We start from the raw sequence: 13,819 nt of genomic DNA on the forward strand, positions 1-13,819 counted from the left end.
AGCGTTAAATTGTTTGATAATCAGCATACTAAATGTCAAATAGCCCTGCTTTTTTCGCTTTATTCTGATAACAAAACAGCCCGGAATTTCCTTCTATAGAAAACCGGGCTGTGTTATATACAAATATAAGCAATATATGTCGTAGAAAAAAAAAAGTACTCAATAAGTAGGATCTTGATTCATTACTAAACATTTTCAATCTTGTATTAATTTATATTTGATGTTATTAAAGATTCAAAATCCATTAAATAAGCATGTCCGAAGAATCATTAGAAAACAGGAGTAATTATTCAGGAATAACAGGGAAACGTGTACTAATAACCGGCGCTACCAGCGGATTAGGGTTAGCAATGGCCCAGGCTTTGGTTAAAGAAGGCGCAAAAGTTTTGATCACCGGACGGGATCAGGATAAGATTGATCAGGCGGTTTCATCTGTTCAATCTCTTTCCGGGCAGTGTGCCGGGGTACTGATTGATGTGCGGGATGAGCAGTCGATTGAAGCGGGCGTTATCCAAATGGAAAAGCTTTTGGGTGGCATCGATGTACTGATCAATAACGCGGGAATTGGAATGCAAACCGTAAACCCGAATTTCCTGACGGATCCAAAACCTTTTTGGGAGATCTCCTCTTCCGGATTCCGCGATTTGATCGATACAAACCTTACCGGATATTTTTTAGTTGCTAAAGTTGTAGTTCCATATTTTATAAAGACCGGTGGCGGCCGTATCATTAACATTGGGGTGAGCGAGGGAACTAAAAAGCGGAAGGGTTTTATTCCGTATGGCCCATCCCGTGCGGGAACTGACTCACTTTCACATATCATGGCTCAGGACCTGATGGAATATGGGGTTACGGTGAACCAGCTTCAGCCGGGAGGCGCCACAGAAACAGGCATGGTGCCAGAAGACTCCAGGGCAAAGCTAACTATACCATTTTTACGCCCGGAGGTGATGGCAGAATCGGTGCTCTTCTTATGTGCCGACGAATCCAACGGTTTAAATGACGTGGAAATTATCGCCAAAGATTTTCAGGAGTGGAAAAAAAACTGGCTTAAACAAGCGCGGGGTTAAGTTTATAACAGAAAAGGCCCCGATTATGGGGCCTTTTCTGTTTATTTCAAAATTTCGATATGTTTAAAGTTTTTACTGAACTTGAATTCTACCGTACCGTCGGTATTGATGGTGAAATCGCTTACTGCTTTACCGTCGGCAACTATTTTGCCGGGTTTAAACGGTAAACCAATTATATTAAGATGATAACCCTCATAACGTGGGGTATATAAACCTTCCATGCTTTGGTTAATGGTTAATTGCCTTGAATTGCCGTTTACCACAAATTTTTTTTCGAGGTAAATATCCTGCTCATAGGCAAAGGTTTCGCCGTAATCTTCAAACAGGAAGGAGTTAACTTCGTAGTCGGTATAATAGATATTCAGTTTTACCTCTTCAATTTCTTGCTGACCTACGTACTGCATCACCGGGTATTCGGGTATTACCGCACCGGCTTTAACAAATACCGGCATGGTTTCAAGCGGGGTTGCAACAGGTACCTCTTTGCCTCCATCTACCAGCTCGTAAGTCCAGAAGTTGAACCATTTGCCTTTAGGTAAATATACATTGCGGGTGAGTTGACCGGGTTCCATTACCGGGCATACCAGTATTTTATCACCGTAAGTAAATTCATCCTGGCGGAAATGGTTAAGCGTTACATCCTGCTCGTGCATCACAATTGGCCTCAATATAGGGAAGCCATAGCGGTGATGCTCCCAAAAGGTTGAATACAAATATGGTATTAAACGATAGCGGAGCTCAATAAACTTACGGTTGATGGCCGTGAATGGCTCGCCGAAACTCCATGGCTCACGTTCCTTAGTATCGCCGGCAGAGTGCGCGCGCATAAACGGCGAAAAGGTGCCCATCTGTATCCAGCGGGTAAACAGTTCGCCATCGGGCTCGCCGCTAAAGCCGCCTATATCGGTACCGCAGAACGGTATACCAGAGATAGATAAGCGCTGGCATTGTATATTACCCAATTTTAGATGTTCCCAGGAGGCTACGTTATCACCTGTCCACACAGATGAAAAACGCTGAACGCCAGAGTAACCCGCCCTTGTAATGGTAAAAGGACGTTTATTTTTCATGATGTTACGTAGCCCCTCGTAGGTGGAGCGCACCATCTGCATGCCGTAAATGTTATGTGCCTTACGGTGCGAACCGCGGAAACCATCGTACTGGTGACGAACATCATCGGGGAAGGTGCCTGCGCCAAATACGGCGGGTTCGTTCATATCATTCCAAACACCGGCAACGCCCATCTGTACCAGCTCGTCAAACAAACCACCCCACCAGGTACGTACCTCGGGGTTGGTAAAATCAGGAAACTGGCAGCGGCCCGGCCACACATGGCCTTCCATAAAATAATCATCGCTGCGGCGGCAGAAATAGCGGTTCTCTTTACCCTGCTTAAACACTTCGTAATTATCATCAACCCGTATACCCGGGTCAATAATTACTACTGTTTTAAAGCCATCGGCCGCAAGCTCACTGATCATTTTTTTAGGATCGGGAAAATATTTGCGATTCCAGGTAAAGCAACGGTAGCCGTCCATGTAGTCAATATCCAGGTAAATGCCATCGCAGGGGATCTTGTTTTCGCGGAAACCATTGGCAATTTTTTTCACTTTCGATTCCGGATAATAACTCCAGCGGCATTGGTGATAACCAAGCGCCCAAAGCGGCGGCATGGGGTGCGTACCGGTTAAAATGTGGTAACTTTTTACCACATCCATCATATGCGGCCCGTGGATATAGTAGTATTGCAGTTCGCCGCCATCGGCCCAGAAACTTGTTTTGGTGGTATCTTCACCACCAAAATCAAACTGCGCCTTAAAAGTGTTATCAAAGAAAATACCGTGCGCTATACCCTCGTTTACACTGATGTAAAAAGGTATGCTGCGGTATAGCGGGTCCTGGTTACGGGCAAAGGAATACGCGTCGGTATTCCAGTTTTTTAAGCGTTTACCGCGCAGGTTAAATTCGGTGGGCTTATCGCCCAACCCAAAAAAGCTTTCATCGGGGCTGCAGGTTTTAGTGCAAAAAACATAATAGCCGCCAAACTGCACGTTCTCCTCCCAGTGCATGGGTACGGCATCGGTACTGGTAACGTGCTCATTCTTATCAGAAAAAGAAATAAAGAAATCCTCTTTGCGGATATGACAGTTTATCGATTTAGTGGCTACCCGAAATTCATCCTCGTTTTCAAACAAGCCAAATTCGGCAGCTTTATGTACCAGCTTGGGCACCGCGTATGAAAAATCTTCCAGAAAAACGCCGTGCGGAGCCAGCCTAACCCTTATAATTTCGTCGGTCACCACTACTACTTCAACTTTGGCATCGCCATCTGTAAAGCAGAATTTATTACCTAACTGGTCGGCATGGTTAGGAATGCCAAGATATTTTTTTATGATGGGTTTAATGCCATCAGCAGGATTATTTAAATGATGAAATTCCTCTTCTTCTTCCAACAAATTTCCATTTTCAATTAACTTACTCGTTATCAGCTCTTCATTTGGTATATTACTTTCCATTCAAAATTATTAGGGTTCTGCAAATATTATTATAAAGTGTCCTTATTACGCAATATACAACTATTGGTTTAACGAAAAAACCATTAACCGTGCCATTAACGCTTATATGGGCCGTTTAATTCTATTTTTTTATTAACAATTGTGCATCATTCCACATTCAGCAGCATGCCTGATGATGCTTGTAATTCAATTTCTATCCCCTGCCAAACATCCTTTGTACTAAATTTAGCACTGCTCAGCAGGTCATTTAATTGTTTACCACCACCCAGATTTAATCTCATAAGCAGATCATCCGGGAACTTTATCCATATTTTTCGGGCTTCGCGGTTAAAATTACATAGCACCAGTATTTGCTGTTCATCCGTATAACGCATATACATATATAGCAATTGGTTAAAACCGGATTGATGCTCATTGGCCATCATCAGCTCATAAAAATTGCCGTTTTTTAATGCATCGTTGTTGTGTACGGCATTGAGCAGGGTTTGGTAAAAGCCGCGCAAGCTTTTCTGACCGTCAGATAAATTATTGCCATCAAAAGCGCCGTTGTTAAGCCATTTCTGATGCTCGGGCACGCCGCAATAGTCAAATATGGAAGTACGCCCATCATTACCGCTAAAACCCTGGTAGCCAAGTGCTGGCTCCCCAACTTCCTGCCCAAAATAAACCATTACCGGCCCGGTGTTCAAGGTAGCTGTTACTATCATACCCGGAACGGCCAGCCATGGATTGCCGGCAAAATCACCGCAAGCTATGCGCTGCTCGTCATGGTTTTCCATAAAACGGAGCATGTGCTGGTCAATATCCCGGCTATGATTATTCCACACATTATTGATTTCCCAGGTGCTTGCGCCGTACTCATTGCGGGTTAGGCGTTTAATGGCATCGTAAAGGCCAACCTTATCGTACAGGTAATCAAACCCGCCTTTTAAAATATAATCGTAGTATTTGTTTTTATCATAGGCTTCGCCGATAAACACCGTGCCGGGATAGGCCGATTTTAGCTTTGGTATTACCCATGCCCAAAATTCAATTGGCACCATCTCTACCATATCACACCTGAAGCCATCTACCCCTTTTTTGCTCCAGTAGCATAAAATATCATAAATTTTATTCCACAACGGCGGGATCGGGTCAAAATATCCCCGGCGATAGTCGCGATAATCTACTCCGTAGTTCAGTTTCATGGTCTCGAACCAATCGTTGATAGACGGTGTGGCGCTGAACACATCATTGCCGGTTGCTTTGGCCGGATCTTCATCAAACCTCCCATCTTTTAACGGGGTGCTCAATTCATCACCACCCGGATTGTATCCCGCCGGGACTACAAAATGCCGCCCGGGGATATAGTAAAAATCGTTTTTTGCATCAAAAGCCTTGTTTTTGTCATCATCCTGACCAAAGTCACGCACCCCATCCGGCTTTACGTCCGAAGCATAGGTACGCGCCACGTGATTGGGCACCAGGTCCATCAGCACTTTTAGCCCGTTGTTGTGGGTGCGTTGTATCAGTGCCTCGTATTCGCCAACGCGGTTGTTCACATCAACAGCCAGATCGGGTGCTATGTCATAATAATCTTTTATGGCATATGGAGAACCGGCCCTGCCCTTTACGATATCCGGATCATCGTTGGCGATGCCGAAGGCCGTATAATCGGTCATGGTTGCATGCTCAATTACACCGGTGTACCAAACGTGGGTAAAACCCATGCCCCTGATTTCCTGCAGGGCTTTATCGGTAATATCATTAAGCTTGCCAACACCGTTTTCTTCAACAGAGCCATTGGGTTTGTTGAGTGTTTGCGCATTGCCAAACAAGCGCGGGAGCAGCTGGTATATGATGAGTTTATGATTGGTTGATGTTTCCATAGGATTATGTATTAGGTATGGACTACAATACGGGCTTCCGATTCTGATCGCTCCTTGATCACTTTCAGTATATTTTGCTGAATATCTTTCATGATCCATGAGGCCCAGATACCCGCGTAAAAGTTAAAAGTGGTATTCAATTTAAAAGTGCTGAATAAATGCAGCCTGCAATTAATTGCGTCTAAGCGCTCTAACTGGTAAGTTCCGTTGAGCACATCAAAAAACTCGCCCCCTACCACAATATGTTTATCCATTGTGGTCGATGGAATGTCATAAGGATTTGCATGGATGGTAAACGTCATGGATTTAAGCGGCTGGTAAGCGGTTACCTCCTCATCAAAAACCAGGCCTTTATCAAATATAGCCTTACGCCTGCCGCCAACAGCTTCTTTATCCAATTCGGCTTTAATTGGCCGCGGAAAGCCAAAAAACCTGGTGAATGCCGCGCTATCCTGCTGTTTATCAATGGCTCGTACACGTGTTACGTTCTTCCATATTTGCTCTTTGGAAGCACGGATATCAATTTCGGTGTAAGCTTTATAGGTGCCGGGTATAGCACCAATCATTTTTTCAATCGGACTTAAAAAAAATGGCAGCAGTAGTACAATGTAAACAAAGGTTTTATTCTTGTCGCGTTTTTTAAACTTAATGTACCGGGCAGTAATACCTCCCAATCCCGCCAGGATCAAAAATATGGGCATGATCATTATCCAGCAGGCCATGCCTTCCACTTTAATTAACAGTGTTGCAAAAAAGAAAATGAATATGGGAATAAAAGGTACAAAAAATGCGGCTGCAGAATATTCAACGGTTTCGTCCTTACATATATAAACTGTTAAATAACCTACTCCAAATGGCAAGCAGAGCAGAAAGGTTACAGTCATTACACTGTAAAGGGCACTCAAACTATCAATGGCAAACAAATAGCGTACAATAAAGGCAAAAGCAACTGCAGCAAAAATGGCTAATGTAACACGCAGCTGAAGTTTCATAATATTATGCTTTTATCAATAATTCAGTATTCGCATTCACTATCTGCTCTTTGCCGTACACCACCACACTTACCGTTTTATCAGACAAGTTTTTAAGCTGTACGCCATCCCTGCTCACTTTTACATTAAGCAGCGCGCCCCTGAAACCCATGTGGAACGAAAAGGAAGTCCATTTTTCGGGGATAAAGGGGTGGAACGACAGCTTGCCGTCGCGTACCCGCATACCGCCAAAACCTTCCACCACTGACATCCATGTTCCGGCCATGGAGGTGATGTGGCAGCCATCCTCGGTATCGTTATTATAATCGTCAAGATCAAGGCGGGCCGTACGCAGGTAAAACTCATAAGCCCGCTCCTCATCGCCCAACTTGGCAGCTAAAATGGCATGTACACAGGGCGATAATGACGACTCATGCACCGTACGCGGCTCATAAAAATCAAAGTTGCGGCGGATGGTTTCTGTGTCAAACCTGTCCTCAAAAAAGTAAATACCCTGCAGCACATCGGCCTGTTTTATATAGCAGGAGCGCAATATCCTGTCCCAGCTCCATTTCTGGTTCAGCGGGCGATCGGCCACGGGCAGGTCTTTTACCAGGATCTGCTCTTTATCCAGGTAGCCGTCCTGTTGCAAAAACACCTGTTGTGCATCATCATATGGATAGTACATTTTTTCGATAATGTCCCTGAACTTAGCTATCTCAGTAACTTCGTCAAAACTTATACGGGCCAATAGCGCTACGTATTGTTCTGGCGATGAATCCTTTACTTTCTCGGCAACCTCCAGGGCATAACCCATACACCAGGTTGCCAGCGTATTGGTGTACCAGTTGTTGTTGATATTATTTTCGTACTCGTTTGGTCCGGTTACCCCCAGCATTACATATTTACCCTTATCGGCCGACCAGTTAACCCTTTGCGACCAGAAACGGGCAATGGCAAGCAATACCTCCAAACCATAATCAGCCAGGTAAGCCTCATCGGCAGTATATCGCACATAGTTAAAAATAGCATAGGCAATAGCACCGTTCCGGTGGATCTCCTCAAAGGTGATCTCCCATTCGTTATGGCATTCCGTACCGTCCATGGTAACCATGGGGTATAGTGCAGCGCCGTTTTTAAAGCCCAGCAGGGCGGCATTTTCAATGGCCTTACCCAATTGTTTATACCGATACAGCAGCAGGTTGCGGGTAACATTCTGGTCGGCGGTGGCCAGGTAAAATGGTACGCAATAAGCTTCGGTATCCCAATATGTTGAGCCGCCATATTTTTCGCCGGTAAAGCCTTTAGGGCCAATGTTCAGGCGGTCGTCTTCCCCGGTATAGGTTTGGTTTAGCTGGAATATATTGAAGCGGATAGCCTGTTGCGCAGAAACATCGCCCTCAATAATAATATCGTTATGCTCCCATTTTTTGGCCCATGCTGCGGCTTGTTCGGCCAGCATGGTATCAAAACCTTTTTGGCTAACGCGGTTTAATGTGGCATTTAATTTATCAACCAATTCTTCGGGCTTATGATTTTGCGAAGACAAGTTGGCCACATATTTTATAATGCCAATGCTTTGTCCCTGCTGCGCCTGTAAGGTAACTTTTGAGGCTACATATTTTTCTTTATTGATAGCTTCCGCTTGAATTTGAACAGATTTGCCATTTTGCAGTACGGTAAATTGCATACCGGTAGCTACTTCAAACCCTGTTTTTTTGGTACGCATTACTATATAACCACCTTCAGGCTGATTAGCCTTGCTTACCTCGTCCCAAAATTTTTCATCGTAATTTGAGTCCTTATTTACCACGTCACCATCGATGGCCGGGGTGAGGGTAATATTGCCGCTAAAATTTAGCGGGGTGACGGTGTATTTAATGGCGGCGGTCTCGTCATCAGCCATACTGCAAAAACGAATGGCTTCCACTTCCACCTCTTTGCCGGTTGCTGTTTTGGCCCTGAAGTTTCGCTTCAGATAGCCTTGCTTCATATTTAGCTCGCGACGAAAACTGCTTACCTCGCATTTGGCCAAATCAAGTTGCTCACCATCAATATTAACATCGATGCTTGTCCAGTTGGCGGCGTTAAGTACTTTGGCAAAGTATTCGGGATAACCGTTTTTCCACCAGCCTACGCGGGTTTTATCCGGATAATACACCCCGGCCACATAATTACCTAATAAAGATTGCCCGCTGTAAGCTTCCTCAAAATTGGCACGCTGCCCCATACGGCCATTGCCCAAACTAAATATACTTTCGGATATTTGATGATGATGCGGATCAAAACCCTCTTCAATAATGCTCCACTCATCAGGTTTTATGTAGTTTTTCATTGGGTAATCGTATTTAAAATATTTTTATGTCATTGCGAGCGCAGCGTCGCAATCGCATGCTATACAAAGCGAACCTACAAATTCGCGATTGCTTCGTCGTTCCTCCTCGCAATGACATGATGTGTTTTTTTATGGTAGTATTTCTAACTGCTCCAACGTAACCTTATCCAGTCCGCTTACTACCATATCCGCCTCATGCAATATGTTCGCATCGCCGATGCCTACCGCTTTCATGCCGCCTGCTTTGGCTGCTTCAACTCCGGCTATAGCATCTTCAAATACCACACAAAACTGGGGTTCAATGCTCAGCTCTTCCGCACCCTTTAAAAACACTTCGGGGTCGGGCTTAGCTTTGCTCACCTTGTTGCCGTCAATAATGGCATCAAACAGGTTAACGATGTTGAGCTTGTTTAATATGGTCATGGAGTTTTTACTGGCCGAACCTAAAGCGGTTTTAATACCGGCGTCGCGGCAGCTTTGTACAAACTCCTGTGCGCCGGGTAAAATTTCGGCAGGCGTCATCTGGTTTATCATTTCTGTATACCAGGTATTTTTTTGGGCGGCCAGTTGTTCTTTTTCAGCGTCGGTTTTAGTTACCCCGCCGCATTCCAGCACTATTTCCAATGAGCGCATCCGGCTTACACCTTTCAGGCGCTCGTTGTCGTGTTCGGAAAAATCAAAACCGAGCCCGGCTGCCAGGCGTTTCCAGGCTTTATAATGGTATACAGCCGTATCAACAATTACACCGTCGAGGTCAAAAATACAGGCCTTTATATTGTTCATTTTTCTACTGTATATGTGGCCTCTAAAATATTAAAAACCTGTTATAATGTAATTTAAAACAATCAATTATGACATAACTTTAAAATGTCGATTTTGCTGATGTAATGTGGAATCCACACGCATAATATATACCCCCTGCGGGGTATGTTAATAAAAAAAGAATCGCTTTATTTGGATTAATTATAAATAATAATAATCTTTGTGGTGCTATATGATTACCACCGTTACAGAAACAGATCGCTGGACAGATGTTTTTAAAACATCATCAGGGGCTATTTACCAAAGCGACGCCGAGCGTTGCTGGTATGTTGATTTTGCCGGCAAGGTTGCCAAATTTGATTATCGTTGCCTGCTAAAGTTACGCAAAGCGGTTTATCATATAGATATTGAGCAAACCCTGCTTAATACCACTAAAGATCCGGATGTGGAGATCATATTCATTTGCGCCTGCGATCATTGTTACGTACTATCATTGTTGCAGATCATCGCGTTGAAAGAATTACTGGAAGGTACTTTTGTAATGCTTGAACTTAACCACATTCTGCACGATCGCCTTTGCAGTATCCCGGCATAAAACCTATTTAGATTAAATTCATATTGCGTTTAAATTGAACTAATGTAAACTTATAGCATTATTATTGTATATAATATTGATTATAAGTTTATTCAACTATTCAATTTAAAAGGACATGAAAGACCTACTCCGCATAAAAAGCCTTATTTCAAGTGACATTGAAACGCTTTTAAATCAGCAAGTAAAGAAAGAGGCATTCTCTTCATCTGTATATTTATCAATGGCTTCATGGTGCAACCGTAACGGCTATGATTATTCGTCTGAATACTTTTTTAAACAGGCCGAAGAAGAAAGACACCACCAGCTAAAATTTTACAAATACATCCTGGATATGGGCGGCAATGCCATATCTCCAGAGGTAACAGGTATCAAACAGGAATATAACTCATTCCGCGAAGTGTTTGAAGAAGCGCTGGACCAGGAGATCAGCGTTACCAATTCTATCAAAAACATTTATGCCCGCTGCATGAAAGAGCAGGATTTTGTGAGTATGGAATTTTTAAACTGGTTCCTGAAAGAGCAACGTGAAGAAGAATACAAAGCCCGCCGCGCCCTTGAACTGTTTGAAGTTATCGGCGAAGAAGGTACCGGCAGATGGCAGATCGACAAACATGTTGGCGATATCAAATACGATAGCGAAGCGTAAACTCACCCCGTCTGCGCTACGCTGGACGACCCTCTTTCCACCGAAGGTGAAAAGAGGGTTTTTATTTTATTTCAACTCATTCAATGCCCTCTTTCCGCCGAAGGCGAAGAGAGGGATGGCGAGCAAAGCGATGTCAGGGTGAGTCTAATAATGAGACAATTATATCAGGGATTTATATCAAATCCAGTAATTTCAAAACATCTTTAGCGTGATACTCCTTTAGCCAGGTGTTACCCGGTTGAATGCTGCACACTGGCGCGTATTTACATCGGTCGGTGCATTCTGTTTCAATAACTTCAATCTCCTCCGATCCGTGATGGTGCTTGGCGTATGACTTTGCAAGTTTATACATATCCTTACCTCCCCTTTTTCCGCATTTGCTCCCGGTACATACATAAAGTACTTTATCGGGTATGGTAAACTTACTCATGATAATCTTTGCTTAATATAAAACAGCAACAAAGTTAACACAATAAAGTTCCATTTGCGTCATTTCCAGATCATTCAAAATTTTTCACATAATCTGCCAAGGGCTCCAAATCCATTTGTTTGCGCAATTTATCAACCGATTGAGGGTATTTTAATGGAAAGGGTAAAAACTTACCGGTCTTGTCATTCCTTGATAGCTGGGTGCCATAAATTTGCTTCTGATTTTTGTTAATCAAAATTCTGTCAGCCAGGTACGCGTAATTCCTTTTACTGGCATTACTTTTATCTATTTCTTTCTTCATCAGAGACAGCACATGCTCCTGAAAAGGCACATCGTCGTCACAGTGTTGTATTATCGCCCAAAAATCATTGCTTGTTTCACCAATCAGGTTATATCCTGGGTATCCAAACTTCCTGATGATCTTTTTAGCTTTTATTTCATTGGCCCGGTCTGTTTCGCTCCATTTACGCTGGATGGTTTCGTCGCTGTATACCGATTTTTCTTTCCGTTGCACCTTAAGATACTCCTTACGCCAAAACTGATCATACTTAAACATGGTATCAATTTGGTTAATCAATGCGGTATTCTTTTTTCCAGTCTGGGCAAGCGGCGCAACAATAAAATAACCCGACATAAGTGCAATAAGAAAAGCGATTTTTATAAGTATTGATTTCATTGAATTATTTTTAAACTAAATATATAGTTAATAAAAACCCCTGCCAAATAATAAAAATTATATTTGCGTAACCCAAACGTTACATATATATTTGCGTAACCCGTTAGTTACACATAATGAAAAGAGATCTTGTTATTAAATGGTACTTCCCGCATTCGCCCGATAAGGTTTGGGAGTGCCTCACCTCGCCCGAGCTGGTAAACCAGTGGTTAATGAAAAATGATTTTAAGCCGGTAGTTGGCCACAAATTTCAGTTTCATAGCAAACCTCTGCCCAAAATGGGTTGGGATGGCATTGTTTATTGCGAAGTGCTTGAGGTGGTGCCTAATCAAAAACTGGTATATACCTGGAAAGGCGGTCCGCGCCCCGGTGTTATTGGTTTAGATACCCTGCTCACATGGACACTGGAACCTGACGGCGAAGGAACCCGGATGGTGCTGGAACATAGCGGCTTTAAAGGTTTCAAAAACATGATTGCCAGTATGTTTATGGAAAACGGATGGAAAAAAGGAATCGCCCGCCGGATGGGTAAAGTATTAAATGAAATGCCATGAGAACAAGCACAGACCCCTTTCAGGCTCTTGCCGACCCGGGCAGGCGCGCCATATTAATGCTGCTTTCCCAGGATAAACAGTCTATCAACAGCATTGCGGGTAATTTTGATATTAGTCGCCCGGCAGTTTCCAAACATGTAAAAGTGCTGTATGAGGCCGGCCTCATCCTGATCAAAGACAGCGGCCGTGAACGGTATTGCGAACTGAACGCTGCCGGTTTTGATGAGGTAAAACAATGGCTGGGCTACTTTGATAAGTTCTGGAACAACAAACTGCAAAACCTCGAAAACCTATTAAATCAAAAACATAATACTAAATAACATGAAAGCAATTGAAATTATTTCCATCCCGGTTACCGACCAGGCAAAAGCAAAGGCATTTTACCAGCAGCTGGGCTTTGAGGTTGTTACCGAAGCTCCCTTCGGCCCTGATCAGTACTGGATCCAGATGGCCTTCCCGGGTGCTGCCGTTTCTATTACGCTGGTAACCTGGTTCCCGGAAATGACAGCGGGAAGCCTGCGCGGCTTTGTGGTTAAAACCGATGACCTTGATGCCGACATTCGCGACCTTACCGCCAAAGGAATTAAACTGGGCGAAGTTGACCACACGCCATGGGGTAAATTTCTTTCAGTAAAAGATCCGGATGGCAATACTGTAAGCCTGCATGCTGATTAATGATATTGTCTGAACCACGATTAAACAGATTTATCAGATTTTTGGGATTTGATTTAAAATAGTGAAAATTACCTTAATCTGTTTAATCGTGGTTCTGACAAAAAAATTTAAAAAATCATCTGCACATTTGCACATCTAACATCTGCACATTTGAAAAAGTATTCTGTCTTATTCCTTATCGTTCTTTTTACTTTATGGGGCTGTAATCCCCGGCCCGATAATCTTTATAAAGTAGTAAAAATAAAAGACGGCGACACGTTAGGCTTGCTCACTAACGATAATCAACAGGTCACCGGGCGTCTTGCAGAGGTCGACTGTCCCGAAAAATCACAGGCTTTTGGGCAGGCGGCTAAAAAATTCACCTCCGACTTATGTTTTGGCAAGGATGTTAAACTGGTGGGCGATACCAAAGACCGCTATGGCCGCACCGTCGCTGTAGTACTTTTAACCGATGGCACCAATGTAAATTATCAGCTGGTAAAGAACGGTTATGCCTTGCAATATAAAGCTTATTCAAAAAGCGTTGAGTTAGCCGATTTAGAACAACAGGCCCGCGAAAACAAGCTGGGCCTCTGGCAGGATGCTAACCCCACCCGCCCTGGGAATTTCGCAGAGAAAAGAAACCTTCAAGTACGGAACATAAGCCTGCTAAAAAACATTACCGGAAGCGTAAACCAAAGCTTGAGTATACCTTTTAAAATACTAACTTTATAGCAATAAC

Annotated in this window: 14 protein-coding genes; 7 read left to right on the forward strand and 7 right to left on the reverse strand. The window is 43.5% G+C overall.

All coding sequences use genetic code 11. The annotated features are described in order from the left end of the window. The first annotated feature begins 254 nt into the window (after positions 1–254). Positions 255–1,070 (forward strand): SDR family NAD(P)-dependent oxidoreductase, encoded by an 816-nt coding sequence (locus SNE25_RS27130; RefSeq protein ID WP_321562156.1) that lies wholly within the window; start codon positions 255–257, stop codon positions 1,068–1,070. Positions 1,071–1,111: 41 nt separating this feature from the next. Here the strand turns inward: SNE25_RS27130 and SNE25_RS27135 are convergent, their stop codons facing one another. From SNE25_RS27135 to pgmB, 5 genes are all read right to left on the reverse strand, one after another. Beyond that, entirely contained in the window at positions 1,112–3,586 is a 2,475-nt protein-coding gene (locus SNE25_RS27135) for a glycoside hydrolase family 31 protein (protein WP_321562157.1), read from the reverse strand. Between the two features lie 146 nt (positions 3,587–3,732). Continuing rightward, positions 3,733–5,454, reverse strand: a complete 1,722-nt coding sequence (locus SNE25_RS27140; RefSeq protein WP_321562158.1) for an alpha-amylase family protein — start codon at positions 5,452–5,454, stop codon at positions 3,733–3,735. Positions 5,455–5,465: 11 nt separating this feature from the next. Next, on the reverse strand, positions 5,466–6,446 hold the full coding sequence (locus tag SNE25_RS27145; protein WP_321562159.1) for an SRPBCC family protein: 981 nt from the start codon (positions 6,444–6,446) through the stop codon (positions 5,466–5,468). A 4-nt stretch (positions 6,447–6,450) separates the two neighbouring features. After that, positions 6,451–8,760: a glycoside hydrolase family 65 protein gene (locus tag SNE25_RS27150; protein WP_321562160.1), complete on the reverse strand. Its 2,310-nt coding sequence runs from the start codon at positions 8,758–8,760 to the stop codon at positions 6,451–6,453. 129 nt (positions 8,761–8,889) lie between these two features. Then, positions 8,890–9,543 carry a beta-phosphoglucomutase gene (pgmB, locus tag SNE25_RS27155; RefSeq protein ID WP_321562161.1) on the reverse strand — a complete coding sequence of 218 codons (654 nt, stop codon included), beginning with the start codon at positions 9,541–9,543 and terminating at the stop codon, positions 8,890–8,892. A 211-nt stretch (positions 9,544–9,754) separates the two neighbouring features. Here pgmB and SNE25_RS27160 point away from each other — a divergent pair, with 211 nt between their 5' ends. Beyond that, on the forward strand, positions 9,755–10,117 hold the full coding sequence (locus SNE25_RS27160) for a hypothetical protein (RefSeq protein ID WP_321562162.1): 363 nt from the start codon (positions 9,755–9,757) through the stop codon (positions 10,115–10,117). Between the two features lie 115 nt (positions 10,118–10,232). Then, a complete protein-coding gene (locus SNE25_RS27165; RefSeq protein WP_321562163.1) occupies positions 10,233–10,763 on the forward strand; it encodes a ferritin in 531 nt (176 codons plus the stop codon). Between the two features lie 172 nt (positions 10,764–10,935). Here the strand turns inward: SNE25_RS27165 and SNE25_RS27170 are convergent, their stop codons facing one another. Both SNE25_RS27170 and SNE25_RS27175 read right to left on the reverse strand, forming a co-directional pair. Then, on the reverse strand, positions 10,936–11,193 hold the full coding sequence (locus tag SNE25_RS27170) for a (2Fe-2S) ferredoxin domain-containing protein (protein ID WP_321562164.1): 258 nt from the start codon (positions 11,191–11,193) through the stop codon (positions 10,936–10,938). Positions 11,194–11,263: 70 nt separating this feature from the next. Beyond that, positions 11,264–11,869 (reverse strand): DUF6624 domain-containing protein, encoded by a 606-nt coding sequence (locus tag SNE25_RS27175; RefSeq protein WP_321562165.1) that lies wholly within the window; start codon positions 11,867–11,869, stop codon positions 11,264–11,266. 116 nt (positions 11,870–11,985) lie between these two features. Here SNE25_RS27175 and SNE25_RS27180 point away from each other — a divergent pair, with 116 nt between their 5' ends. From SNE25_RS27180 to SNE25_RS27195, 4 genes are all read left to right on the forward strand, one after another. Then, a complete protein-coding gene (locus tag SNE25_RS27180) occupies positions 11,986–12,423 on the forward strand; it encodes an SRPBCC family protein (protein WP_321562166.1) in 438 nt (145 codons plus the stop codon). Beyond that, on the forward strand, positions 12,420–12,743 hold the full coding sequence (locus tag SNE25_RS27185; protein ID WP_321562167.1) for an ArsR/SmtB family transcription factor: 324 nt from the start codon (positions 12,420–12,422) through the stop codon (positions 12,741–12,743). Before SNE25_RS27180 ends, SNE25_RS27185 begins: the two co-directional genes overlap by 4 nt. Before the next feature lies 1 nt (position 12,744). Continuing rightward, entirely contained in the window at positions 12,745–13,098 is a 354-nt protein-coding gene (locus SNE25_RS27190) for a glyoxalase superfamily protein (protein ID WP_321562168.1), read from the forward strand. 150 nt (positions 13,099–13,248) lie between these two features. Next, on the forward strand, positions 13,249–13,812 hold the full coding sequence (locus SNE25_RS27195) for a thermonuclease family protein (RefSeq protein WP_321562169.1): 564 nt from the start codon (positions 13,249–13,251) through the stop codon (positions 13,810–13,812). The last annotated feature ends 7 nt before the right edge of the window (positions 13,813–13,819 follow it).

This window comes from Mucilaginibacter sabulilitoris, from assembly GCF_034262375.1.
GTDB classification, from domain to species: Bacteria; Bacteroidota; Bacteroidia; order Sphingobacteriales; family Sphingobacteriaceae; genus Mucilaginibacter; species Mucilaginibacter sabulilitoris.